This is a genomic window from Micromonospora sp. NPDC049836, from assembly GCF_044465125.1.
Classification (GTDB): domain Bacteria; phylum Actinomycetota; class Actinomycetes; order Mycobacteriales; family Micromonosporaceae; genus Micromonospora.
On sequence record NZ_JBITLH010000016.1, the window covers coordinates 27462 to 53711 of the forward strand.

15 protein-coding genes are annotated in these 26250 nt (G+C 76.9%); 5 read left to right on the forward strand and 10 right to left on the reverse strand.

What is annotated here, in order from left to right; translation table 11 throughout:
- Positions 1-58: 58 nt before the first annotated feature.
- The 4 genes from ACIBPB_RS29700 to ACIBPB_RS29715 form a co-directional block, all read right to left on the reverse strand.
- Entirely contained in the window at positions 59-712 is a 654-nt protein-coding gene (locus ACIBPB_RS29700) for a LuxR C-terminal-related transcriptional regulator (RefSeq protein WP_396842745.1), read from the reverse strand.
- 148 nt (positions 713-860) lie between these two features.
- Entirely contained in the window at positions 861-1967 is a 1107-nt protein-coding gene (locus ACIBPB_RS29705) for a hypothetical protein (protein WP_396842746.1), read from the reverse strand.
- A 54-nt stretch (positions 1968-2021) separates the two neighbouring features.
- Positions 2022-2789, reverse strand: a complete 768-nt coding sequence (locus ACIBPB_RS29710; protein ID WP_396842747.1) for a nucleotidyltransferase domain-containing protein — start codon at positions 2787-2789, stop codon at positions 2022-2024.
- Positions 2790-2832: 43 nt separating this feature from the next.
- Positions 2833-3768 carry a diacylglycerol/lipid kinase family protein gene (locus tag ACIBPB_RS29715; protein ID WP_396842748.1) on the reverse strand — a complete coding sequence of 312 codons (936 nt, stop codon included), beginning with the start codon at positions 3766-3768 and terminating at the stop codon, positions 2833-2835.
- Positions 3769-3914: 146 nt separating this feature from the next.
- On the opposite strand from ACIBPB_RS29715, the gene ACIBPB_RS29720 reads away from it, so the two are divergent.
- Positions 3915-5237: a hypothetical protein gene (locus tag ACIBPB_RS29720; RefSeq protein WP_396842749.1), complete on the forward strand. Its 1323-nt coding sequence runs from the start codon at positions 3915-3917 to the stop codon at positions 5235-5237.
- Positions 5238-5389: 152 nt separating this feature from the next.
- Positions 5390-6061: a hypothetical protein gene (locus ACIBPB_RS29725; protein ID WP_396842750.1), complete on the forward strand. Its 672-nt coding sequence runs from the start codon at positions 5390-5392 to the stop codon at positions 6059-6061.
- A 51-nt stretch (positions 6062-6112) separates the two neighbouring features.
- On the opposite strand, the gene ACIBPB_RS29730 is transcribed toward ACIBPB_RS29725, so the two are convergent.
- The gene (locus ACIBPB_RS29730) at positions 6113-7372 is read right to left on the reverse strand and encodes a glycoside hydrolase family 6 protein (RefSeq protein WP_396842751.1); all 1260 of its coding nucleotides are present in this window, start codon (positions 7370-7372) and stop codon (positions 6113-6115) included.
- 273 nt (positions 7373-7645) lie between these two features.
- Here ACIBPB_RS29730 and ACIBPB_RS29735 point away from each other — a divergent pair, with 273 nt between their 5' ends.
- Positions 7646-9976 (forward strand): transglycosylase domain-containing protein, encoded by a 2331-nt coding sequence (locus tag ACIBPB_RS29735; protein ID WP_396842752.1) that lies wholly within the window; start codon positions 7646-7648, stop codon positions 9974-9976.
- A gap of 73 nt (positions 9977-10049) precedes the next feature.
- Positions 10050-11462 carry a CoA transferase gene (locus ACIBPB_RS29740; RefSeq protein WP_396842753.1) on the forward strand — a complete coding sequence of 471 codons (1413 nt, stop codon included), beginning with the start codon at positions 10050-10052 and terminating at the stop codon, positions 11460-11462.
- A gap of 99 nt (positions 11463-11561) precedes the next feature.
- Here the strand turns inward: ACIBPB_RS29740 and ACIBPB_RS29745 are convergent, their stop codons facing one another.
- Genes ACIBPB_RS29745 through ACIBPB_RS29765 form a run of 5 tightly spaced genes read right to left on the reverse strand, consistent with a single transcriptional unit; the run spans position 11562 to position 23607 of the window.
- The gene (locus ACIBPB_RS29745) at positions 11562-13445 is read right to left on the reverse strand and encodes a hypothetical protein (protein WP_396842754.1); all 1884 of its coding nucleotides are present in this window, start codon (positions 13443-13445) and stop codon (positions 11562-11564) included.
- A complete protein-coding gene (locus ACIBPB_RS29750) occupies positions 13442-16912 on the reverse strand; it encodes a DUF5682 family protein (RefSeq protein WP_396842755.1) in 3471 nt (1156 codons plus the stop codon). Before ACIBPB_RS29750 ends, ACIBPB_RS29745 begins: the two co-directional genes overlap by 4 nt.
- Positions 16905-18026, reverse strand: coding sequence for an AAA family ATPase (locus ACIBPB_RS29755; protein WP_396842756.1), 1122 nt, complete (start codon positions 18024-18026; stop codon positions 16905-16907). The genes ACIBPB_RS29750 and ACIBPB_RS29755 overlap by 8 nt, the downstream gene beginning before the upstream one ends.
- Positions 18023-22735 carry a hypothetical protein gene (locus ACIBPB_RS29760; protein ID WP_396842757.1) on the reverse strand — a complete coding sequence of 1571 codons (4713 nt, stop codon included), beginning with the start codon at positions 22733-22735 and terminating at the stop codon, positions 18023-18025. Before ACIBPB_RS29760 ends, ACIBPB_RS29755 begins: the two co-directional genes overlap by 4 nt.
- Positions 22732-23607, reverse strand: a complete 876-nt coding sequence (locus ACIBPB_RS29765) for a DUF4132 domain-containing protein (protein WP_396842758.1) — start codon at positions 23605-23607, stop codon at positions 22732-22734. Before ACIBPB_RS29765 ends, ACIBPB_RS29760 begins: the two co-directional genes overlap by 4 nt.
- Before the next feature lie 539 nt (positions 23608-24146).
- Here ACIBPB_RS29765 and ACIBPB_RS29770 point away from each other — a divergent pair.
- The gene (locus ACIBPB_RS29770; RefSeq protein WP_396842759.1) at positions 24147-26198 is read left to right on the forward strand and encodes a M4 family metallopeptidase; all 2052 of its coding nucleotides are present in this window, start codon (positions 24147-24149) and stop codon (positions 26196-26198) included.
- The last annotated feature ends 52 nt before the right edge of the window (positions 26199-26250 follow it).

Genomic DNA, 26250 nt, shown 5'->3' on the forward strand with positions numbered 1-26250 from the left:
GACCGTCACGAACCTAATCGAAGATGACCGCTGCGCGACACCCCTGTCCCGCGTGTCGTCAGATCCAGCACGCCTCCCGGGCCCGCTCGACGGCCTCCCAGCGGTTCCGCGCGCCGGTCTTGCGCAACAGGCTGGACACGTGGTTGCGCACGGTTCCCGGCGCGAGGTGGAGCAACTTGGCGATCTCCCCGGTCGGCAGCCCCTTCGCCGCCGCCGCGGCCACCTCACGCTCCCGTTCGCTCAGCGGGTTCACCGCCGCGTCGAGGGCGGCCAGTGCCGTCAGCGGATCGATCATCCGCTGCCCGCCGGCGATCGTCCGCAACAGCTCGACCAGCTCCTCCGGGGGCACGTCCGTGGCGAGCACCCCGCGCACCCGCGCGCCGAGAGCCCGACGCAGCGCTCGGGCGGTCCGGCGGGCGGTCAGCACGACGACGGCGCAGCCCTCAACATCCGGTCCGCTGACCACGGCCGGGTCGTCCACCGCGTCGAGGTCCACCAGCAGCAGCGTCGGACGGCAGGCGGCCAGCAGCTCCGGCACGTTTCCACCCGGCTCGGTCTGGCCGACCACCTCGAAGTCCGCCGTGGCGGCCAGCACCGCCACCACGGCGGTGCGCAGCAGGCCCGGTTCCGCGACCACCGCGACGCGCACCGCCGCCGGCTGCGCGCGGCCCGGCCCGGGCACGGATCCCATCTGATCGCGTACCTCTTCCACGCCCACACCTTGCCCCGCGGCGCGAGCCGCCAGTCGACCTGCGCGGGAATCTCCCGCAGTGCGGACACCAGCGCGGCGGGACCGCCATGGACAGGCACCCCACCCGCTCCCTCGGAGCCCGCCGCCCCGGGCCGGCGACGGTGGCCGGTCAGTTCTGGCGCAGCGCCGGCATCGGCACCGGGACGGCCAGGGCGGTCGCTCCGGCGCCCGCGCCCTTCTCGCAGGTGTTCGGCGGCACCGTGCCGATGCCCCGGGTGGCGGGGCGTTCGGCGGCCCAGAACATGAAGCCGAGCAGGCCGGCACTGGTGCCCGCGCCGTTCGGCGCGACGCTCTGCACGTACGGGGCGGCGGCCTTCTGCACCGAGGTGGCGTAGTCGACGCACTCCGGCAGCGGCTTGCCACCGTAGGCGAGATAGATGCCGCCGGTGAACTTGGCCGGCGCCAGCGGCGGCACCGGCGGGCTGTACTGCGCCTTGCCGTCGATGTGCTCCTGCCAGTTCGCCTGGGCCGTGCTGGCCGAGGCGGGCCGGGCCGACACCATGGCGTTGGCGTAGTCCAGGACCGGGCTGTCGGTGCGCAACCAGTCGGCGGTGGCCTTGCGGTTGAGGGCGATCAGCCAGCGGTCGCCGGCGGCCACGTCGATGGTGAGCCGGGCCTGCGGTCGGGCGCCGGTGGCGTCGTACGGATGGACCGCCCGGTAGGCGTCGATGAAGGCCTGCAGGCCGGCCAGGTCCGGGTCGGTGTTCTGCTCGTAGTCGATCTCGATGCCGACGCCGAGCCGGGTGGCCGCGGCGGCGGCGCGCTGGCCGAGCAGGGTGGGGTTCTCGGCGAGGGCGGCGTCCCAGTCGTCGGTGTAGGTGATGCCGCCGATGGAGAGCATCACCCGCACGCCGCGCGCGGTGAAGTACTGCACGATCTCGGGGGTCATCCCGCGCGGCACGCCGTCGAGGGTGGCCGCGTCGGTGGTCTGGCGCAGCAGGTCGAGCGGGTTGACGAAGCTCAGCACCACCAGGTTGACCGAGGGCCGGCCGTCGCCCCGGTCGACGAGCCAGTGGTTCTGGCTGTCGAACTCCGCGACCGTGCGCGGGGTGCTCCAGGTGCAGAAGTCGTTGCCGCAGTGCCAGGCGCCGTAGACCTGGATCGGGGTGGCGGCCAGCGGGGTCGGGACCGGACCGGGCGGTGGCGCGGCGGCGGCCGGGGCGGTGGTGGCGAGGGTGAGCAGGAGTGCGGCGGCCAAGGGTAGGGAGCGACGCATGATGACCTCCCGATCAATCAGTACGCCTTGTTTACAGTCTGATGCCGATCGGCGTCAATGCATCGCGGCGACCTCGGCGCGGACCCAGCGCTGGAAGGCGCGGGCCTCCCGGCCGGTCGGCGGCGGGCCGCCGTGCCGGGCCGCGATGGCCCGCCCCACCAGGTCGGCGTGCCAGCCCTGCCCGAGCACCCAGCGGCCGGCGTCCACCTTCGACAGCCAGGTCCCGGACCGGACCCGGGCCAGCGACCGGCAGGCGCCCAGCACCGCGTCCTCGCTGCCCGGGGCCGGCCCGTCCGGGGCGGGCAGGGTCAGCCACCAGTCCAGCGCGGTGCGGATCAGCCGGCGCAGCGCGGCCGGCTCGGGATCGGCGAACACCTCCGCGGCCGGCGGGCCGAGCAGGGCCAGGCCGGACTGGCGCAGGATGCTGCGGTCGAGGGCGTACCAGAACCGCCCGTCGGCCACCGGCCGGTCGGCCGGGTCGTAGGTGGCCCGGAACGGCATGGTGGCGCCGGTGTTCAGCTCGACCTCGAAGCCGGGCTCGGCGGTGCCGCTGGCCGCCACGTCCCGCCGGTAGCCGACCAGCTCCAGGCCGCGTGCCGGGCAGGGCAGCGCCTCGTGCCGCAACCGGTCGACCAGGGCACGCTTCGCCGCCGGGTCCACCGGGCCGGCGACCACCAGCGCCACGTCCACGTCGCTGCGCCCCGGCTGGTACGCGCCGAGCCCCACCGAGCCGGCCGCGTACGCCCCGACCAGGTTGTCGCCGAGCACCGCCCGGGCCCGGTCGACCAACTCGGTCAGGTAGTCGCGCAGCGGCTCGTCCATGCCGGCCATCCTGCCGTCCGGCCGCCGGGCACACCGCCGCGGGTCAGCCGGCCGGTTCGGGGCAGCAGACGGTGAGCGCCGCCGGCACCGCCTTCACCTTGAGCCGCCGGGCCGTCGTGCGCGCCCCGCCGTCTAGCTCGTACGTCTTGGGTTCGGCGAACCGGACGGTCACCTTGCGGCCCCGGGTGATCCGGACGAACGGCGACTCGTCGGACCGGCCGGCGGCCATCCGGCTCAGCGTGCGGGCCCAGTCGACGGCGCCGCTGGCGGTGGAGACCCCGATCTCGAGAGCCCCGTCGTCGGGGCGCGCGTCGTCGAACGCCGGGATGCCGCCGGTGATCGTGCCGACGTTGCCGAAGAGCACGCAGCTCGCGTCACCGTCGAACCAGTCAGCGCCGTCGACCCGGATCCGGGTCCGGACGCACTCGCCCCGGACGTGGCGCAGCCCGGTCCAGACGTACGCGACCCGGCCGAGCCGGCCCTTGAGCTTGCGGTCGGCCTCGCGGATCAGGTCCCCGTCGAAGCCGGCGCCGGCCATCACCGCGAAGTGCTCCCCGTTGAGCCGGCCCAGGTCCAGCCGGCGCCGCCGCCCGTGCAACGCGATCCGGACCGCCTCGGGCAGGTCGGCCGGGATGCCGAGGTTGGTGGCGAAGAGGTTGGCGGTGCCGGCGGGCAGGATGCCCATCGGCACGTCCGATCCGGCCAGCGTGTCGGCGCAGCGCTGCACCATCCCGTCGCCGCCCCAGACCAGGATCAGCTCGGCGCCCTTGTCGAGGGCTTTGCGCACCTTCTTCGGTGCCTTGCGGCTCTTCGGCACCTCGTACCACAGCAGCGTGCCGACCCCCGCGGCGACCAGGGTGGACCGCAGCTCGTCGAGGCCGCCGCCGAACGTCTTCTTCCGGTGCGCGACGACCGCGACGACGCCGGCCGGGCGGGCGGGGGTGGCGCCGGCCGGCCGGGCGACGGTGGGTGTGCTCATGCTCCGGCTGGTACCCCGTCGCCGGATCGGCCACGCCTGCCCGTCGGCGACACGGACGAATCGGATCAGCGCCGCTCTGTGATCGGAGCGCTGCTTTCGGTAGAGTACGGGCGCCGGCGCTGGCCGGCTGCCGGAGGGGTGCCGGGATGACTCGACGGGGCAGGGCGCTGACGCGGTGCACGCTGCGCCTGGGGCTCCTGCTCGGCGGTGTCGTCGCCGCCTGGGCCGGTCACGAGATCGCCACCTCGACGCCCGCGCACGCCGCCGACCGGCCGCCTCCGAGCCCGGTCGTGGCGACCGTCCACCTGGTCCGGAGCGTGCTCGGCCCGGTCCTGGGCGGGGCGCCCGACAGCGGCGCGACCCGGCCCGACACCGGCGCCGCGACGCCGCAGGACCGCTCCGCGCCGCCCCCCGCCGGGCCGGCCAGTGGCGGAGCACCGCCGGCGGCGACCGACCCGGCCAGCCGTTCCGGCACGGCACCATCGGCGACCTCGCCCCGCCAGGACGCCACCGGACCGGATGCCAGGACCGCGCCGGACGGTGGCCGGACGGCCACCACGCTCCCCCGCCCGGCACGGCCCGGCTCCACCCCCGCCCGGGCCGGGACGCCGCCCGGCGAGCCCACCGACCGGGCCACGGCACCAGCCGGCAAGCCCACCGACCGGGCCGGGACGCCGCCCGGCAGAGCCGCCAGCCGGACCGCAACACCGCCCGGCGAGGCCACGGGCCAGGCCGGGGCGGCCAGTGGCCGGCGGACGGCGGGCACGGGCCAGGCCGGGGCGGCCGATGGCCGGCGGGCGGCGGGCACACCGCCTGGCGGGCTGCTGGCGCCGGTGGCCCGCCTGCTGGAGCCCGTGCTCGGGCCGGTCCACGGCCACCTGCTCACGCCGGTCGCCGGTGTGCTGGCCCCGGTGACCCGGGCGCTCGCCCCGGTGCTGGCCCCGGTCGGCCGGGTGCTGGCCCCGATCACGCAGGGGCTGGGCGAGGTGCTCACGCCGGCCCCGGCCGACCCTGCCCCGGCCGACCCTGCCCCGGCCGATCCCGCCGCCCCCGACCCGGGCACCGACCCACCGCCCGCCGCGCCGCCCGTGGCCGCGCCGGCCGACGCACCGGCCGCTCCGAGCCCGGAAGGTCGGCCCGACCCCACCCTCCACGCCGGCGACCACGCCCCGGGTGGCCCGCTCGCCGACGCCCAGCCGGCCGGCACGCCGACCCGGGCAAAGCCGGCCGCGGCGCGGGCGTCGGCCCCGCCGCACCCGCACCGACCGATGCCGACCGGGCACGCCCCGGCCGGCGCCGCCACGACCGGCCCCGGCGGCACCGGTTCCGCCGGCCCGGCCCACGGCGATCCGGCCGACGCCGCCGGCACCGGCTGGGCGCCGTCCGCCTCGGACGTCCGTCGTCACCTGCCGGCCGCCGGCGCGGCCCTCTCCTCCCGCTCGCCCCGACCGGGCACCCGTCCCGCCTGACCGGCACGCCGGGCCGTCCGCGCCGCGCGGACCGCACCGGCCGCTGCGCGTACCCGTCAGCCTGCCGGCCCCTGGTGGCCCGCCGGCCCGGACGCCTCCCGTCCCGCCGGCACCCGCGACGTACCCGATCACCGAGTGACCAGGAGTCACCCATGAACGTCAACCTGCCCGTGGTCCGGGCCCGGTGGTGCGACACCGGCCGGATCGTCGACCTCGTCACCGAGACCCTCGCACCCACCGCTCTCGGCGCCTGGCTGGTCCCCGACGAGCCACACCGGCCGCAGGTGCTCGCCGCCGTGACCCGGATCTGGGTGGAGCACGCGCTGCTCTTCGGCGACGTGTTCCTGCTCCAGGACGGCTCGGCGGCGACCGTGTGGTTCCACCGCTACCGACCGTTGCCACCACCGCACCGGTACGCCGCCCGGCTCGCCGAGGCGTGCGGCGCGCAGCACGACCGGTTCCGCCGCCTGGACCGGTCGCTGGCCCACCGGCGGCCGGCCGAGGCGCACAACCACCTGGCGCTGCTGGCCGTGCCCGGGCCGGACGCCGGCCATCGCGCGCTCGCCCTGGTCACCGGCGCGCAGCGGTGGATGGACACGCTGAACCTGCCGAGCTACGCCGAGGCGCTCACAGAAGCCGACCGGGACCTGTACCGGCGGCTCGGTTACACCGACCGGGACGCGTTCCCGGTGCCCGGGGACACCACCCTGCACGGCATGTGGCGGCCGGCCCCGGTGTCGGCCGGCGGGAACGCCCGCTTGCCGGCGCGGCGACGTACCGCCCGGACCCGCAACGGCCGGGCCACCGGGTGGGCGCTGCGCTGAGCGATGCCCGGCGCCGGGCCGGCCGCACCCGCGGCCGGCCCGGCGTACCGGTCACCGCAGCGGCGGGTTCGCGTACGTCACCAGCTCCAGCGCCTGCTCGGGGAACCAGGCCCCGGCGGCCGGGTCGGCGATGCCGCCGCGCGCCGGGTCGTGCCCGGTGCCGGTGCCCCGGTCGCACTGCCCGTCGGACTGGCCGGGGGTCTTCACCCAGAGGAACGCGTCGGCCAGCGGCTCGCCGGTCGCGGTGGTCGGGCGCAGGCCCAGCCCCCGGTCCGGCGGGTTGCACCAGGTCTGCGGGTCCGGCCAGGTTACACCGGCCGGGGCCGTCCAGGGCCCCTGCCCGTTGCGGCTGGTGTCGACCACGAAGTGGGCGAGCCGGTCGGCCGGGACGTCGCCCACGTTCTCCGCGTACCAGGCGTCGGTGCGGACCCAGGTGCTGAAGTCGGCCGGGTCGGCCGGGTAGTACTGGCTGGCGCACCAGTCGAAGTGTCCGCGCGCCCACTCCGGGCCGGCGGTGCCGTAGTACACGCACTTGGCGATCCAGCTGCCGAACTTCAGCTGCCGCTCGGTGGTCTCGTAGTTGGAGACGTTGAGGAAGAAGCCGTCAGCCCGGTCGACGCCGGCCTTGACCAGCCGGTCGGCGATGTCGCCGACGCCCAGCCAGGCGCTGTGCGTGCCGTCGAGGTAGACGCTGGTGCGGGGCAGCGCCGCCAGGGCGTCCACCGCGTAGTTGAGCATGGCGAACCGGTCGGCGGCGGCGGTGGCCGGGTCGGCCTCGGCCGGTTGGCACCACTCCTGGCTGCCGTTGATGGTGGTGTACCACGGGATGATGCCGAGCCCGTCGGGCTCCAGCAGGACGGCCGCCTCGCGGTTGCCGATGCCGGCGGCGAAGGCGTCGATCCACGCCTGGTAGTCGGCCACCGAGGCGGCGCCCCCGGCCGAGTACTGGGAGCAGTCGCGGAACGGGATGTTGTAGGCGACCAGGACCGGCAGCGTCTTCTTGCCGGCGGCCCGGGACACCTCGGCCTTGACGGACTGGGTCAGCGCGTGGCCGGAGCCGCCGGTCACCCAGACCGCCTGGGGCGTCCGGACCATCTCGGTCAGCTGGGCCGCCTGCCGGAAGTGGCCGGTGGCGGTCAGCCGGGCGATCTGCGTGACCGCCCCGTGGTCGGGGCGCGGGGTGTAGAAGGTGGCGCCGTCGCGGATGGCCGCGGTGGCGGGCGCGGCCGGCAGGGGCACGGCCGCGGCGAGGGTCGCGGCGACGGCGGCGAGGCCGGTCACGGCCCGCCGGCGCCGAGGTGTCAGGGCCATCATCGCTCCTGGTCGGACGGGGGAACGGCAACGTGGGAGCGTTCCCGAAGCTCGTCCGAGGGTGCCCCGTCCACCCGTGGGTGTCAATGTTTCCCCGGTGTTTCGCCGTCGGCGCACCTGTGCCCGGCCCGGGGCCCACGATGGCGGGAGCCGCGCCCGACGGCCCGCCGGACGGCACCGCCGGCGACCGTGGGCGGCCACGGCGTCCGGGCTGCTCCGCTAGCCTGGCGCCGAGCAAGGGCACGATTCGGCCGAGTAGTCGGAGGGTATCGGGTGCGGGTGCAGCCAACCGGTGACAACGACAACGCCAACGGCGCCGCCGCCCGGACCCCGGGGCGGCCGCGGCGCCGCCGCCGGCTGCTGGTCGTGCTGGCCGTGGTCGCCCTGCTGGCCGGCTCCGGTCTGTTGGCCGGCGGCTACTACTTCGACAGCGTGCCCACCCCCACCGACCTGAAACTGCCGGAGTCGACCACCGTCTACTACGCGGACGGGAAGACGCCGATGGCCAAGCTCGGCGCGGAGAACCGCACCATCGTCCCGTACGGGCAGATGAACGACTCGGCGAAGCAGGCCATCGTGGCCGCCGAGGACCGCAGCTTCTGGACCAACAAGGGCGTCGACTTCAGCGGCGTGCTCCGGGCCGCCTGGTCGAACCTCACCGGCGGCCAACGCCAGGGCGCCTCCACCATCACCCAGCAGTACGCCCGGGTCGCCGCCGACCTGCGGGGGGTCACCTACTCCCGGAAGCTGCGCGAGGCGGTGATCGCGTGGAAGCTCGACGACAAGTACAGCAAGCAGGACATCCTCGGCTTCTACCTGAACACCGTCCCGTTCGGCCGGGGCGCGTACGGCATCGAGGCGGCCGCGCAGACCTACTTCGGCAAGACGGTACGCCGGGACGCCCCACCGCAGCAGCAGCTCACCCAGGCCGAGGCGATGGTGCTCTGCGCCATGGTGAAGCAGCCCGAGGCGGACCCGAACGACCCGGAGGGCTCGCCCGGTTACGACCCGGCGCGCAACGCCCTGGCCAAGCAGAACTCGATCGACCGGTGGAACTACATCCGCGACGGCATGGTGAAGCTGGGTTACCTGACGCCCGAGCAGGCGGCGAACCTGGCGTACCCGGACTCGGTGAAGCCGATCGACAAGAACGCCGGCCAGTCCGGGCTGGACCGGCCCACCGGCCTGGTGGTCAACCACGTGCTCGCCGAACTGCGCAGCACCGAGCCGTTCGAGGGCAAGACCGACGAGGTCATCCGGGACGGCGGTTACCGGATCGTCACCACCATCGACAAGCGGGTCCAGGACGCCGCCGAGGCGGCCGCCGACATCCGCCGCGACACCGCTCCCGAGGCGGTCCGCGGCCAGCCGAAGAACTGGCAGGCGGCGCTGGTGGCGGTGGAGCCCGGTACCGGCCGGGTGCTCGGCTACTACGGCGGCAACAGCGGCTCCGGCGCCGACTACGCCGGCTGGTACTACGACGAGAAGGGCCAGGCCCGCGGCTTCGGCCAGCACCCGCCGGGGTCGTCGTTCAAGGTGTACGACCTGGCCGCCGCCGTGGAGAACGGCATCTCGGTCAAGCATCGGTTCGACTCGCCGGACACCAAGGAGTTCCCCGAGTCGGGGCGGACCAAGGGCAGCGCCGCCGGGCCGATCCGCAACGCCGAGCACGCCGCGTGCCAGCCGAACTGCGCCCTCTGGGAGGCGACCGTCGCCTCGCTGAACGTCACCTACTTCGAGCTGACCGAGAAGCTGGGCGTACCCAAGGTCATCGACATGGCGAAGCGGGCCGGGGTCAACTCGATGTGGGAGACGGTGAAGGGCAACCCGCGGCCGCAGCGGGTGGACCTGCACGAGCAGTCGGCCGAGGAGGCGGCGAAGCACTTCTCCACCGAGGTGGGCATCGGCCAGTACGGCATCAGCGTGCAGGACCACGCCAACGGGATGGCCACCTTCGCCGCCGGCGGCAAGCGGGCCGAGGCACACTTCGTCCGCTCGGTGACCAAGGGTGACGAGAAGGTCTGGGGTGAGCAGCTGAAGACCACCGACCTGGAGCTCGACCAGGAGGCGATCAACCAGCTCGACTGGACGCTGCGCCGGGTCCGGGCGGCCAAGCTCGACAACGGCTGGGACACCGCCGGCAAGACCGGCACCTGGCAGGCCGGGCAGAGCACCACCCAGAACGTGCACACCTGGATGGTGGGCTGGACCGGCGCGCTGGCCGCCGCGGTCTGGCTCGGCACCACCGACGGCAAGCCGCTGAAGACCAGCGACGGCAGCTACGAGGTGTACGGGTCCACCGGTCCCGGACCGATCTGGCGGCAGTTCATGGAGCGCGCCACCGCCGCCATGAAGCTCGACCCGGACAAGTACCGGTTCGCGGACCCGGCCTTCCCCGGCGACGCGGCGACGGAGTCCGCCCCGCCGCCGTCGGCCCCGGCCACCTCCTCGCCGACGCCGAGTGCCCGGCCGACACCCAGCGCCGAGCCGTCCAGTCCGAGCCCCAGCCCCACCGACCGGCCGACCCCGCCGCCGGCCACTCTCTCCCCGCCGGCCACGCCGGCGCCGACGCCCACCCCGACCCGGACCCGCAAGCCGGGCTGACCCGGCGGGCGGCGATCCGCCGGCGGGTCGGGTCCCGGCCCCGGGCGGCCGCCGCCGGTGCGACGATCTGCTGATGGAGCAGTCGACGACCGACGCGGTCGGCGCGGCGTGGCGGGCGCTGGGCGGGGACCCGGCCGACGCCGCACAGCTGGACCTGCGCGGCCCGGCGGGGGTGCTGCCGTCCCGGCTGCCCGTCACCGACCTGGCGGTGGCCTGCGTGACGGCCGCCGGGCTCGCCGGCCTCGAGCTGGCCCGAGCCCGGGGTGCGCCCCCGTCCGGCCCGCTCACCGTGGACAGCCGGGCCGTGGCGGTGGCCTTCACCAGCGAGCATCACCTGCGGCTGGACGGGCGGGCGTTCACCGGGTTCGCCCCGCTGTCCCGGTTCTGGCCGGCCGCCGACGGCTGGGTCCGTACCCACGCCAACTACCCGCACCACCGGAAGCGCCTGCTGACCGCCCTCGGCCTGGACCCCACCGCCGCTGACGACGACGCCCTGGCCGCCGCCGTGGCGGACCGGATCCGCGCCCAACCGGCGGCCGAGGTCGAGGAGCGGGTGTACGCCGCGGGCGGCCTCGCCGTGGCGGCCCGTACGCCCCGGCAGTGGGACGAGCACCCGCAGGCGGCGGCGGTCGCGGCCGAGCCGCTGGTACGGCTGGCCCGCGACGCCGCGACTGCGCCCCGCCCGGGGCCGCCTCCCCCGCCGGGCCGGCCGGCGACCGGCATCCGGGTGCTGGACCTGACCCGGGTGATCGCCGGTCCGGTGGCCACCCGGTTCCTGGCGCTACTCGGCGCGGACGTGCTCCGGGTCGACCCGCCCGGCCTGCCGGAGATCGACGGGCAGCACCTGGACACCGGCGCCGGCAAGCGTTCCACCCTGCTGGACCTGTCCCGGCCCGCCGACCGGGACCGGTTCGACGCGCTGCTCGCCGAGGCCGATGTGGTGGTCGCCGGCTACCGGCCGGGGGCGCTGGACCGCTGGGGGCTCGCCCCGCAGGCGCTGCGCCGCCACCGGCCCGACCTGGTGCTGGCGTACCTGTCGGCGTGGGGTCGGGCCGGGCCGTGGGCGGACCGGCGCGGCTTCGACAGCCTGGTCCAGGCGGCCACCGGGATCGCCGAGGTCGAGCGGCGGCCGGACGGCAGCCCGGGGACGCTGCCCGCCCAGGCCCTCGACCACGGCGCCGGTTACCTGCTGGCGGCGGCCGTGCTGCGCGCGCTGGCCGCGCGGGCCCGTACGGGTGGCGCGTGGACCGTCGAACTGTCGCTGGCCCGTATCGCCCGCTGGCTGCGCCGCGAGCTGCCGGCCGGCCCGGCGACCGCCGGCACCGCACCCGAACCGGACGCCTGGTGCGCCGAGCGGGACGCGCCGGCCGGCCACCTCCGGTACGCGCTGCCGCCGGTGTCGCTGCCGGGCGGGCCGCGGACCTGGGCGACCCCGCCGACCCGCTGGGGCAGCGACCCGCCCCGCTGGCGGGCGGAACCGGCCTGACCACACCGGCAGCCGCCCTGCCCGGCCGCGCGTCACGGTGGCCCCACCGGTCCGCGCCCGGGCAGTGCCGAAACGACCGCCGCCCGGTCGGCGGGACGGTCAGCGCCAGGCCGCCGTGGTGGCCGCCGCCGAGGCGGAGGCCGCGTAGCAGGCGGCGGTCAGCCAGGCGGTGGCGAGGGCCGCCGGGTCGGCCCCGACCAGCCGGCCGAACACGTCCCGCTCGCGGCCCTGTCCGGCCCGGCGCAGCGCGGCGAGCGCCGCGGCGGCCGTGGGCAGTTGGGCGTCGCGCAGCGCCCGCAGGTCCCGGTCCTGGTCCGGGAGCAGGGCGACCCGGCCGGCCGCGACGACCCGGCGCAGCTGGTGGGTGAGCAGGTGCAGCGGCGGTCGGGCCGGCTCCGGCGGCGCCGGGGCAACCGGTCCGGCGCCGGGCAGGTCGGCCCGTTGCAGCCGGTCCACCCCGAGGTCGACGTGCCCGCCGTACCGCTGCGGCAACCAGTCGGCGGCCAGGGCCAGGCCGTGCACCCGCCGAGGGCCGGCGAAGCGGCCGATCAGGCGCACCGGGTGGCCGGCGGCGTGCGCCGCCAGGGCGCGGGCGTTCGCCACGTACGGCAGCATCGGATCGTCCTGCGGGGCGAGGACCAGCACCGGGCCGGAGCCGGACGGGCCGTGCAGCAGCAGCCCGCGCTGGTCCGCGCCCAGCACCCCGTCCAGGAACGCCAGGTCGTGTCCGGCCGGCCGCTCGTGGACCGGTGCCCCGCCGGCGGCGAGCCATCGGGCGGCCTGCTCGGCGGGCGGCTCCCGCCACAGCCCGGCCGCCGGCTCCGCCCACCAGCCCCGCCCTTCGGCCCGCACCGCGCGCACCGCCCGCCCGTGGCCGAGCCGCCGGTCGGCGGAGGCGTACGCCTCGGCGGCGAGGATGCCGGAGCGGCTCAGCTCCCGCAGGCTCAGCCGCGCCTCACCGAGGTCGACGGGGGCGTTGGCGGGGTGGCCGGCCCCGTCCCGGTCGCCGGGGCGGGCCTGCGCCACGCTCCACACCGTGCCGTGCGCGTCGACCAGGTAGGTCACCGCGCCGACGTGCCCGGTGCGGGTGCTCAACGGCTCCACGCAGAGTCCGTACAGGCGCAGCTCGCCGACCGGCTGGTAGCCGCGGCGGGCGACCCCGCGCGCGGCGGCCGGATCGGTCGGTCCGGCGCGCAGCAGGTGGCAGACGAGCAGCGCCTCCCGCACGTCGTCGGCGAGTTCGGCGAGGCGGAAGTCCGGCGCGGACCGGCGGGCCGCGCGCGCCTGCGCCACGATCCGCGTCCCGGCCGCCGCCAGCCGGGGCAGCCCGGCGGCGCGGGCCTGGTGCACGGCGCGCAGCAGATCCGCCTGGAGGACCGCGCCAGCGCCGGGCAGGCCGTGCGCCAGCAACCCGGCGACGGCGTCGGCCATCAGCTCCACCGCCGCCAACTCCGCCGCGCCGACCGGCCGCTCGGCCGGCGCGGGGTCCGGTCCGTCGGCGTCCCGCTCGGCCGGCGTCGCGACGGCGGCCGGCCCGGCGGCGCCAGCGGACGGCGGGTCGACGGCGCCAGCGGACGGCGGCACGGGGGCGCCAGCGCACGGCGGCACGGCGGCGGGAGCCGACGGCGGGCCGGCGGCGAGAGCGGACGGCGGCACGGAGGCGACGGTCGCTGGCGGCACAGGGTCGACGGCCGACGGCGGGACGGACGGGTCGAGCACCGGGGCGGCGGCCAGCACGGCGGTCCGGTGCAGGCAGCGCGGCGCCAGCAGGCAGCTGCAGACCGCCCGGCCGGCCGCGTCGACCGGCACGGTCAGGGTGACGCTCACCTGCTCGTCCACGGTGACCACCGCGCCGTCCGGGGTGGCGGTGACCGTCCAGCCCGGCACCTTCTCGATGGCCTGGTCCAGTTTGGCGCGCAGCCGGGCGGGCAGGGCGGCGACCGCGTCGGCGACGACGTCGGGCGCGACGGCGGGCAGGCTCATCGGACCTGGTCCCCGATCCAGCGGGCCAGGTCGGTGGGGCTGAGCGCGGCGATCGGCATCCCGGCCGACACCAGTTGCCCGGCGACGGCGGTGCTGTAGCGGGGCCGGCCGGTGTCGTCGAGGCTGGCGCAGCCGAGCAGGGTCACCCCGTCGTCGGCGAGGGCGCGGACGGCGGCCAGCAGCCCGGCCACGCTGTGCCCCTCCTCGAAGTCGCTGACCAGCACCACCATGGTCCGGGCGGGGACCGTGACGAGCTGGCGGGCGTAGCGCAGCGCGCCCGCGATGTGGGTGCCGCCGCCGACGCGTACCTCCAGCAGCAGGCCCAGCGGGTCGGTCACCCGGTCGGTGAGGTCCACCACCTCGGTGGAGAAGGTGACGAAGTGGGTACGCAGGCTGGTCACCCCGGCGAGCACGGAGGCGGTCAGCGCGGCCCAGATGGTCGACGGCTCCATCGAGCCGGAGACGTCGACGAGCAGGACGATCCGCCAGTCGACGCTGCGCCGGCCGCGGCTGCGGAACACGATCCGCTCGGGGGTGAGGCGCAGCACGCCGTCGGGGTCACGGTGCGCGGTGGGCAGGTTGGCCCGTACCGTGCCGCCCAGGTCGAGCCGGCCGGCGGGGCGGCGGGTCCGCCGCGGCGTGCCGATGCCGGTCAGCGCCGGCCGGATCCGCCGGGCCAGCTCGGCGGTCAGCTCGGTCACCAGGCGTCCGACGAGAGGACGCAGCCGGTGCAGGCGCGCCTCGGGCAGCCCGCCGGCCAGGGCCAGGACGGTGTGCAGCAGCTCGACCGACGGACGCACCTGCTCCGGCGGCACGGTGAGCAGCGCGTCGGGGCGGCCGGCCTCGGCGGCCCGGGCCAGCACCTCGTCGCGTACCGCCGGGCCGAAGAGCGCGGTCAGTTCCTTGGCCCAGTCGCGTACCTGCGGATAGGCCCGCGCCCGCCCGCCGCCGGAGCCGGCGCTGTGCGCCCCCTCGCCACGCCCGGCGCCGTACAGCTCGTCGAGCGCCGTGGCCAGCCGGCGGGCGTGCGGCGGAAGGTCCTCGGCGCGGCGACCGAGCAGCAGCCGCCAGCGCTGCGACGCGGGGATCCGCGACGCGTCCCGCGGGACGCGGGTGTCGCCGCCGGTTTCCGGACGGTCGACGGACGGAGCCGGCCGAGCCGCCCCGGCCGACGCGGGCGAAGCGGGCGAGGCCAGGCCGAGCGCGGTCAGCGCGTCCCGGCCGGCCTGGTCGACGGCGAGCCAGCCGGCGAGGGTGGCCCCGTCGACCGCGAGGGTGGGGTCGACGTCGCCGATGCGCTGCCGCACGGTGTCCAGCAGCCGGTCCCGGTCGGCGGGGCTGAGCACGTCGAAGCCGCCGCGCAGCGCGGGCAGCCGCCGGGTGAACCGCTCGTCGTCCCAGCCGTCCACCGTGTCCAGCAGCGGCGTGAGCGGGTCGCCACCGGCGGCGAGCAGCGCGCCGGCGAGGCTGAGGGCGCCGCGCAGGCGGCCGGTGCACTCGGCGTCGGGCAGCTCGGCCCAGGAGGCCAGCGCCGTGCCGAAGGCGGCCGGCTCGGCCACGCCGAGCACCACCCGGACGGCGTGCGCGGCACCCCGCATCAGCGGGGAGCCGTCCCGGGTGAGCGCGGTCAGGGCGTGGTCCAGCCGCAGCGGGTGGCCGGCCTCGTCGGCGTGCCGGGCCAGCGCCAGCAGCGCCCGGGCGTCGCCGGGATCGGTGGAGCCGGCCAGCCCGGCCACCGCGGCGACGGCGGCGGTGTGCAACGTGGACAGCAGCTCGTCGAGGCCGGGCGGCGGGTCGGGCAGGGCCGGTACGTGGCCGCGACGCAGCCGGCCGACCAGCGCGACGGCGGTGCTCAGCTCGGCGAGGGTGGCGGTGGCGGTGACGGTCGTCCGCAGGTCGTCGAGGCGGGCCTCGACCAGTTCGGGCAGGCCGCACTCGGCGGCCCGGGTCAGCCCGTCGAGGGTCTCGGCGGCGGTGGGCCCGCCGGCGCGCGTCTCCCGTCCGCGCGTGCGGGCCAGCAGCCCCGCCGCCGCCTGGGCGAGGGTCACCCCGTGCGGGGTGGCGGCGGCCAGCGCCGCCTCGGTGCCGGGGGTCCAGTGCGCGCGCCACCGGGTGGTGAGCGGGTCCGGGCCGGGCGCGTCGGTCACCACCGGCTCGGCGTACGGGACGCCGCAGGCGACCAGCCGGCGCAGGGTCGTCTCGCGGCGGCGGTCCAGCGCGGAGCGCAGCGGGTCGAGGCGCACCTGCCGGGGCGGGTCGTCCGGGCCGGGCAGGCGCAGCTCGCGGAGCAGGTCGCGCACGGCGGGGCGCAGCCCGCACACCGGAGTCTGCGGGCACGGCCGGCCGCGCCGGTCGCCGACGAGGACGTGGTGCATCGCCTCGGCGACGGCCCGGCCCCGGCCGACCGGCTCGCCCTGGGCCAGCACGGTCTGCGCCGCCTCGACCAGTTCGCCACGGCCGGGGGCGGGCAGGCCGCGCAGCCGGGCCAGGTCGGCGGCGAGCCGGGTGATCTCGGCGGCCTCCACGGGCCCGGTGGGGTGCCCCTGCGCGCGCAGCCGCCGGGTGATCTCCACGGCCGCCCCGCGCAACCGCCCCACCAGGGCCGCCGGGTCGCCGCCGGTGTCGTACACCGCCTGCTGCCAGCGCGGGTCCCGGATGCCGGCCGGGTAGCCGGACCGGGCGTCGAGCAGCTCAAAGGCGTACGGCACCAGCGACACCACCGGGGCCGGGCCGGGCGGGTCGGCCGGTTCGACGCCCGGTCCGGCGGGCCCGTTCCGGTCGCCGGCCAGCGCCGGGGCGTGGAAGGCGCCGACCACGACGGCGAGTCGGCCGGGCGTGCCGGCCAGCCGCCGCCGCATCCACGCCTCGCGGCGCAGGTCCAGGGCCGAAATCGCGCCGCCGGCCGCGGCATCGTCGCGCAGCGCCCAGCCGACCGCGAGCGCGGCCCGGCGTACCGCCTCCGGCGGGGAGCCCGGGGCGGCGGCCTCCACCCAGCGGTCCCACAGGTCGTCCCCGTCGCGGCCGGTGAGCCGGGCGCGGACCGCGTCGCCGTAGCCGGCCGGGCCGGCGGCTCCCGGGTCGTCCGCCCGGTCCCGCCAGGCCGGGTCGGCCAGCGGCAGGTCACAGCAGTACGCCGGGACGCCCCGCCGCCGGGCCCAGCGCACCGCGGCCAGCTCCGGCGAGAAGTCGGCGAACGGCCAGAAGGCGGGCGGCCCGTCGCCGGTCGCGGCGGCCAGCGCCACCGGGGCGGTGGTCTCCGGATGGGCGAGCCAGTCCAGCCAGGGCTGCGTCTCCTCGGGTAGCTCCACCAGCACCGCGTCCGGGGCGGCCGCGTCCAGCAGGGCGGGGACGGCGGCGGCCAGGGCCGGCGAGTGGTGGCGTACGCCGATGAGCAGCGCCCGGCCGGCATCGGCGACCCGCCCGACGGCCACCCGGGGGTCCTCCCGGGCGGGCGCCCGCTCAGTCACGCAGCACGTCCCGGTGCTCCCAGAGCTGGCGCCACATCCGGCCGCCGGCCTCGGCGCGGCGGCGCAGCGCCCCGTCCCAGTACGCCAGCAGGCGGGCCTGGTCGGCCGGGTCGTCCTTGCGGACCACCCCGACCAGGTGGCCCGGCAGCAGCGACAGCGGGTCGGGCCCGGGCAGGTACGCCGCGGACAGCCCGATCGAGGCGGCGACGGCGACCGCCTCGGCGGTGCTCAGCACCGACGACGGCCGTTCCACCTCCCAGCCCTCGACGGTGTGGCCGGTACGCAGGTCGCGGAACGCGGTCACCAGCGTCTCCAGCACCGCCTCGTCCACCGCGTACGGCGCGCCGACCCGCTCGACGGCGGCCCGGGCCTGCCGGGACACCAGGGCCACCTCGGCGTCGAGGTCGGCGATCGGCGGCACCACCTCGAAGTTGAACCGCCGCTTGAGGGCGGCCGACATCTCCGAGACGCCCCGGTCGCGCAGGTTCGCGGTGGCGATGAGCGCGAAGCCCGGCGCGGCGTACGCGACCGCATCCTCCCCGCCGCCCAGCTCGGGCAGGACCAGCCGGCGGTCGGAGAGGATCGAGACCAGCGCGTCCTGCACCTCCGGCAGGCAGCGGGTGATCTCCTCGACCCGGGCGATCGCCCCGGTGGTCATCGCGGTGAGCACCGGGGAGGGCACCAGCGACTCCCGGGACGGGCCCTTGGCCAACAGCAGGGCGTAGTTCCAGCCGTAGCGCAGCTGTTCCTCGGTGGTGCCGGCGGTGCCCTGCACGGCGAGACCGCTGGTGCCGCAGACGGCGGCGGCGAGCAGCTCGGAGAGCATCGACTTGGCGGTGCCCGGCTCGCCCACCAGCAGCAGGCCCCGCTCCCCCGCCAGGGTCACCACGCACCGTTCGACCAGGGCGCGCTCGCCGACGAACTTGGCCTCAACGGTGCGGCTGCGACCGTCCGGGGCGGTCACCGGCCGGCCGGCGGAGCCGGCCACGAAGGTGACCACCGCGCGCGGGGTGAGCCGCCAGCCGGCCGGCCGGGGACCCGGGTCGGCGGCGGCGAGGAACTCCAGCTCGTCGGCGTACCGGTGCTCCGGTGGGTCGATCTGACGGGCGGTCACGGCTGCTCCCGGAGGTCGAGGTAGCGGGGCGGGTCACCGGCGGTGACCCGCTGCCAGGCGTGGCGGAACAGGTCGGACAGCGGCCGGTCGACGACCGGCCGGACGTCCCCGGCCGGGTAGAGCGGGCGCTTCCAGGTCTCCAGCGGCACGCTCGGGTGCCGGGCCGGGTGCCAGCCGCCGGGAAGGAACACGCCCCGGCCGGCCCGTTCCCGCTTGGCCGCCACCACCAGCCCGGCGTCGACCAGGGCGGCCTGGGCCTGTTTCAGCGCGGCCGGCCGCCAGCCGTTCCACCCGCGGACGTTGACGTCGGTCGGGTCGGGCAGGGCGAGCAGTTGCAGGTAGTAGGCGGCGTGGTCGCGGCCCAGTCCGGTGTGTCCGGCGACCGCGTCCACCAGGTCGGGCACGGACACCCGGGGGTCCCGGGCGTCGCCGGTCACCCCGTCCGGGGTGGCCACCACCGCGTCGAGCCGGGGCGAGAGCACCAGCCGCAGCGCGTCGGCCGTACCGGCGTCGAGGAAACCGAGCGCCGGGTCGTCCGCGCCGGTCAACCGGGCCGGGGCGACGTGGTGCAGCACGTGGTCGCCGGTGGCGTGGCCGGCCACCAGCGCGGAGCCGTCGACCGGCGGCCGGTCCGCCCGGAACCAGGCGGCGCCGACCAGCAGCTTCGGGTTGCGCAGCCGGTCGCGCAGCAGCGCCACCGCGCGGGGCAGGGCGGCCCGCAGCGGGTCACCCCAGGGCAGCCGGTACGCCAGCCAGAGCAGCGCGGTGGTCCCGGCAGCCAGCCATTCCCCGGAGAACGCGGTGCCCTCCGTCGCCCCCATGCGGACGCCGCCCCAGTCCAGCGCCTCGCTCACCCCGTCGGTGGTCAGCCAGCTGCCGGCCCGCGGCTCGGCGATGGCCTGGAGCAGTTCGGCCACCTGCCGGGCGGGCAGGATCCGGGCGGCCTCGGTGAGCAGCTGCTCCGGCACGCCGACCCGGGCGCCGCGCAGGGCCAGCCACCGCTCGGCGAGGGCGTCCACGTCCGGCCCGGTGCGCCACAGGGCCGCCGGGTCGGCGGGCAGCGCGGCGTCGAGCAGGGCGAGCCGGTCCGCCGGGGTCAGCGACCGCAGCGCGGCCCGGCCCACCTTCGCCTGGGCCATGGTCACGCCGAGCACCCCGCGCTGTGCGGGGCTGAGGAAGTTGGCCTGCCAGGCGGCGAACCCGGGCAGGCCGGCCAGGAGCAGGACCGCCTCGGGCCGGCTCATCCCGGTCCGCGCCACCAGCCGGTCGGCCTGCTCGGGGCGCCAGGGAGCGGGGCCGTGTTCGGCGAGGAGGCGGCAGAACTCCCGGAGCTGTCCGGCGTCCCGCCGGCCGGCCGCGACGGCCTCCGCCTCCACCGTGACGCCGGGCGGCGGTGTGAAGCGCCCGTCGGGTCGCAGCTGCACGGCCCGCCGCCGGTAGCCGCCGGATCCGCCCACGTTCCAGATCCGGTCGTGCTCGGCGAAGAGCACGGTGACCTGGTCGCCGTCGCGGTGCACCTCGACCCGGTCGCGGGGCGGCCCGTCGGTCTGGCGGACGAGCAGGGTGCGGACGGTGCCCTCGGCGAGGATCGGGTCGGCGAGCGCGGCCAGCAGGGCGCTCAGGGCGTTCCGCTCGGCGGCCCCGGTGACCGGGGAGGCGGCCCGCAGCGCCAGCGCGCCGAGGCCACCGAGCGCGTCGAGCCAGTCCGGCGAGCTGGCGGGCACCCCGTCGGCCGGCCCGCCGCGCAGCAGTTCGGCGACCCCCCGGATCTGCGGCAGGATCTCGGTCCGGCGGCCGACCGAGCCGTAGTGGTAGCGGTAGACCTCGCGGTCGAGCAGCCCCGCCCAGGACTCGCGCAGCTCGTCGTCGGCGATGCCGTCCGCCGCGGCGGGTGCCGCGGCGGGACCGGTGGCCAGCAGCGCGGCCAGCTCACCGAGCCGCCGCCGCAGCCGCACGGCCCGGGCCACCAGGTCGGCCAGCGCCGAGCGCAGCGCCGGGGCGGTGACCTCGGGCAGCACCTCGGCGACCCGGGCGGCGGCGGCCTCGGTGAGCGCGGTGCTGCCGGTGACGGTGTCCTCGATCGCCAGCATCCGCTCGGCGTCGGCCGGGGTGAGCCGGCGCAACCGGGCGGAGCCGGGCGCGTCGCGGGGCCGTAGCGCGTGCCACCAGCCCAGGGGCGGCAGGTACCGGGAGGGGCCACCGCGCTCCAGCGGCTGCCGGCCGTCGGCGGTCCACACCGTCCACCGGGGTTCGTGGTGGCCGCGCGGCTGCGCGGTGACCGGCAGCAGGTCGCCGCCGGGCATCCGGAGGGCGCCGACCAGTCGCTCGGCGTGGTGGGTCCGGGCCGCGACGTCCTCGGGTCGCCAGGTGACCGTCCGGCCGTCGACGCCCTCGCCCAGCTGGGTGCCGTCGGGCAGGGTGGCCAGCCGCCAGCCGACCAGGCCGTCCCGGAAGCCCAGCGGCGAGTCGGCGTACCCGGCCGGCGCGGGACGCAGCTCGCCGCCGTCCGGGACCAGGGTCGCCCCGTCGGGCAGCGGCGCGGCGAAGAAGGCGGGCAGGCTGTGCCGCCCGGCCGCGCCGGTCGCCGGGTCGTACTCCCGCCAGCGCCATTCGCCGGCGGCGCCGGGCGGCTCGCACCGCCAGTACGTCCGGCCGTCGGTGGCCACCGGGTAGGACCCGGCCGGGCCGCGGGTGTCGCCGGCGTGCCAGGGGCGGGAGCCGGTGGTGACCGCGCCGCCGGGCAGCGGCAGCGGGATGCGCCGGCGGCCGAGGAACGCCTGCTCGTTGGGCTGGCCCAATTCGAAGACGGTGTCCGGGTCCGCCGACCAGTACCCGGCCCGGGCCCGGCCGCCGTGCCAGTGCACCAGCAGCTGGTCACCGACGAGCTGGCAGCCGGTCTGGGCGTACGAGCTGCGGGCGTGCGGGCTGTCGGCGGGCGGGTAGCGGAACAGGTGTTCGGTGGTCGACCCGTCCGGCTCGATGACGTGCGCGACCTGGTTGTCGTGCACCACGAGCTGCGGCCAGGCGTCGCCGAAGCGGGCCGGCAGCATCCCCGCCTCGGCCGCCTCGTAGGCGGGCCAGCCGAACTCGACCAGCAGACCGGCGCGCAGCGTACGGGCCAGCACGGCGGGCACGTCCACCCGGGCGAACCCGGCCAGCGCCGCCGGCGCGAGCGCCACCCCGGCCGGCGAGGCCAGCCCGGCCAGCTCGTCCCGCAGGTCGGCCAGCACCGGCACGGTGCCGGCCGCGGCGACCCGGGCGACCCGCTCGGCCAGCGCTTCGGCGAGCACGTCGCGCAGCCCCGGGACGCCGAGCACGCCGGTGACCACGTCGGTGGGGAGCGGCCCGGTGCCGCCGTGGCGCCGGTGCAGATCGGTGAGCGCTTGGACGGCGGCCGCAGCGAGCAGCGGCCGCAGGGCCGCATCGGCGGCGACCGCGGCAAGGTCCCGCCGGTCCGGGTTGTCGTCGTGCGCCCACCGCGTGACGTTGAGCTGCTGCGGCTCGACAGTCACCGGCACACCGCCGGCCCGGCACGCGTCGAGCACGTCGAGGTCGCCGCTGTGGGAGCCGGTAGGGCTGAGCTGCACCGGCTGCCCCTCGGCGCGCAGCCGCGGCGCGAGTCGCTCGACCGCCGCGATCAGCGGGGCGCAGCGCCACTGGTGCCGCCGTTCGCGCAGCAGCAGCAGCCGGGTCAGCCAGCGGTGTGCCGGCGGCGCGCCGGGCGCGCCGGCCAGCAGGTCGGCCAGGGCGCCGGTGCTGTCCAGCAGGTCCAGCCAGAGCGCGGTGAGGTCGGTCGACCAGCCGGGCGGTTCCGGCAGCAGGTCCAGCAGCCGGGCCCGCACGGCGGCGTCGGCTCGTGCGGCCCGCTCCAGCGGCTTCCGGTAGGCCTTCCAGAAGCCCTCCTGGGCGCGGACCACCGCGGGCAGCGCCAGCAGCTGGGTGATCACCTCCGCGGCCTGCCGCTCCGGGTCCAGGCCGGCGGCCCGGGCCAGCCGCCGCAGGTCGTCGGCCATGCTGGCGTACGGCGGCAGGCCACCGGCGACCCGCCGCACGGCGAGGGTCCGGACCAGGTCGTACGCCTCGGCGGCGGGGCGGCGGGTGGACACGCCGCGGGCGTACTCGGTGAGCATCCTGGCGGTCAGCGCGCCGGCGAAGGCGAACTCGAGGTGCACCTCGCGCAGCCGTTCCTCGTCGACGGGCAGGCCGTGCACCTGCTCTGCCCGCCGGGCGTCGGTGAAGCAACTGCCGGCCATCCGGGTGTTGTCGGCGGCGAGGAAGGCGCGGCCCGCCTGCTCCCAGAAGGTGGGCAGGAAGTGCGGCGCGGCGGCGCCGAGCCGCTCGGCGAGCTGCTGGTAGCCGTCGCGGGCGTTGCCGGGCTTGGCCAGCGCCGTGCGGGCGAGCCGGCTCATCTCCTTGACCAGGGCCAGCGCGTGCCGGCCGTTGGCCGGGTCGTTGACCAGCGCCCAGGCGGGGAAGCCGACGGCCCGGCGCAGCGCGACGCCGACCGGGGCCGGTGCGCCGGCCCGGGTGAAGCCGAGGAACTCCAGCGACAGGTCCTCGGCCTCGCCGAGCGCGGCCCCGGTGAGCCGGACCACCGTGCGGCCGCTGAGCGCGGGGTGGGCGTACCGACGGGCGGTGACCACGTCGCTGCCCGCGTCGGCGGGTGCGCCGGGCAGGATCGCGCCCGCCTCCAGCAGTGCCTGGGTCACGCCGACTCCTCGTCCTCGGCGATGACCCGACCGGCGTGCAGCGCCGCGGCCATCCGCATCCCTTCCGACCAGGCGACCGGTCCGACATCGTCGGGTCGCACCGGCCCGCCGGCCGGGTCGGTGAAGCCGAGCGGCCCGGTCTCGGTCTCCCACGCCGGGTCGCCCTCGCCGATCCACACCGAGGCGACCACCGGTACGCCGTCCTCCCAGATCTTGACCGTGGCGGTGCCGCCCTGGACCCGGTAGCCGGCGGCGGTGGCCCGGGCCTGCAGGTGCCGCAGCTCCCGGTAGTGGGCGGCGGCGTACCGGGTCAGCTCCCGGCGGCGGGCGTCGGCGTCGTCGGGGCGGGTCCACACCTCGCGGAAGAGTTGCCGGGTGCCCTGCTTCACGCCGAGGTCGGTGGCGAACTCGCGCAGGTCGGTCAGGTCGGGCAGGCGGACCGGGTGGGGCAGCACGATCTGGGTGCTGGTGAGCCGTCCGGTCTCGCCGTCGAGGTCGACGACGCCCAGTCCCTTGTCGACGTCGGCGTCGCGCAGCAGGCCGGCCCGGTCGGTGTCCCACCGCCCGGCGTCGTCGACGGGCATCACGACGAGGTCGCGCAGCGGGGCGCGCCAGGCCTCGTCGGCCCACACCTCGACGATCAGCGCGGTGGGCACCGGCAGCGAGCGGACCAGCCACTGCTCGACCTGCTCCCGGCAGGCGGTCTCGTGGCGGACCAGCCACTCGTGCAGCTGCCGCAGCTCGAGGTACGCCTCGGTCTCCCGGACAGCCTTGGGCACGCTGCGCAGCACCCTGCCCTGGCGGTTGCGGGCGACGACGCGTCCCGCGTCGAGGCGCACCTCGTGGTCGGCACCGGCGGCCAGCCAGCCCATGTTGATCTCCTCCCCGCCGTTGCGGTGAGCGGGATTGTGCCATCGGGCACCGACACGCCGGCCCCGGCGGGCCTGCCCCGTGCCGGCCCGGCTTCCGGGTGGCCGGATCGCGGTGGCGGCACCGCCGCCGGGGGCGGGCCGGGCACGATTCGCGACCAGACGTCGGTCGATGCGCGCGGCCCGGGGAAATCTTCGCCATCCGCCGACACCGGCAATAACCGCGAATCCTTCATGTTTCCGGAAGATGTCACGGACATCCGCCCTGGCCAGGGGCTATTGAAGATCATGGCTTCCTCGATCGGCGGTATCGGCGCGGCCACGCGGCGGAGTCGGTTGCCCGGGTCACCCATTGATCCGGGCCCGGGGGCGTGTGATTGTGCACCCAACGAGCCGCCGACCACGGCGGCCCGGACGGTCGGTCTGTCGAACCGGACCCCACGCCGGCAGGCCCGGAGACCGACCGCCACCCGCCTCGCAGCACGCGCCGCACGCCCCTACCGGGCTCCGTTCGGCGCGCCTAGGAACAGGAGCACACCCCCTTGAAGCTCTCACCTCGCCTCGTCGCGCTCTCCGGCGCGGCCGCGGCCGGTCTGGTTGCCGCTGGCACCGCCGTCGCCGTGCAGGCCGCCCCGCCGAGTCCCGCCCCCGACGCCGCCCAGGCCCGCGCGACCGCCGCCCGGTCGGCCAGCGCCCTGGTCGCCAACCGCCCCGCCTACCTGCACGCCAGCGCCGACGAGGCCTTCGTGCAGCGCCCGGTCATCACCTCCGCGGGCACCCAGTACGTCCCCTACGAGCGCACCTACAAGGGACTCCCGGTCACCGGCGGCGACTTCGTGCTGGCCACCGACGCGGCCGGCAACCTCAAGTACGCCTCGGTGGCCCAGCAGCAGGCCATCGGCGACCTCGCCACCACGCCGAAGCTGACCGCCGCCGCCGCCGAGAAGACCGCCCGCGCCCAGCTCAAGACGGTCAGCTCCGTCGAGGGCAGCACGCTGGTCGTCTACACCCTCGGCGCGCAGCCGGCGCTGGCCTGGGAGACCACCGTGCGCGGCACCAGCGCGGACGGGCCGAGCCGGCTCACCGTGGACGTCGACGCCCGTACCGGCAAGGTGCTGCGGACCCAGGAACACGTCATGGCGGGCAGCGGCACCGGCGCGTGGAACGGGCCGGTCACCCTGACCACCACCCTGTCCGGCAGCACCTACTCGCTGAAGGACCCGAGCCACACCAGCCTGGTCTGCCAGGACGCCGCCAACAACACCACGTTCAGCGGCTCGGACGACGTGTGGGGCAACGGCACCGCGTCCAACAAGGAGACCGGCTGCGTCGACGCGTTCTTCGGCGCGCAGACCGAGGGCAAGATGCTCTCCGCGTGGCTCGGCCGCAACGGCGCCGACGGCAACGGCGGCTACTGGCCGATCCGGGTCGGCCTGAACGACCAGAACGCCTACTACGACGGCACCCAGGTCCAGATCGGCAAGAACACCGCCGGCGGCTGGATCGGCTCGCTGGACGTGGTCGCGCACGAGATCGGCCACGGCATCGACGACCACACCCCGGGCGGCATCTCCGGCGGCGGCACCCAGGAGTTCGTCGCCGACACGTTCGGCGCGGCCACCGAGTGGTACGCCAACGAGCCGGCCAGCTACGACGCGCCGGACTTCCTGGTCGGCGAGAAGGTCAACCTGGTGGGCAGCGGCCCGATCCGCAACATGTACAACCCGTCGGCGCTCGGCGACCCGAACTGCTACTCCAGCAGCATCCCGAGCACCGAGGTGCACGCCGCGGCCGGCCCGGGCAACCACTGGTTCTACCTGCTCGCCAACGGCAGCAACCCGACCAACGGCCAGCCGACCAGCTCCACCTGCAACGGCAGCACGGTCACCGGCCTCGGGATCCAGACCGCCATCAAGATCATGTACAACGCGATGCTGCTGAAGACCTCGTCGTCGTCGTACCTGAAGTACCGGGTCTGGACGCTGCAGGCGGCGAAGAACCTCTACCCGAGCAGCTGCACCCAGTTCAACGCCGTGAAGGCGGCCTGGACCGCGGTCAGCGTGCCGGCGCAGTCCGGTGAGCCGACCTGCTCCAGCGGCACCCCCACGCCGACGCCGAGCACCACCACCCCGGCGCCGGGCGGCTGCTCCGGCCAGAAGCTGGTCAACCCCGGCTTCGAGTCCGGCAACGTGAACTGGTCGGCGAGCTCCGGGGTCATCACCACCGACTCCGGGCAGGCCGCGCACAGCGGCTCGTACAAGGCCTGGCTGGACGGCTACGGCTCGTCGCACACCGACACGCTGTCGCAGTCGGTGACGATCCCGGCGGGTTGCCGGGCGACGCTGACCTTCTGGCTGCACATCGACAGCGCGGAGTCCACCACGAGCACCGCGTACGACAAGCTGACCGTGAAGGCCGGTAGCACCACCCTGGCCACCTACTCCAACCTCAACAAGGCGACCGGTTACGTCCAGCGCTCCTTCGACGTCTCGTCGCTGGCCGGCACCACCGCCACCATCTCGTTCACCGGCGTGGAGGACAGCTCCCTGCAGACCTCCTTCGTCGTGGACGACACGGCGCTCAACCTGAGCTGACCGACACCTGTCAGCGGCCGGTCGTCGTCCTCCCGACGGCCGGCCGCTGCGT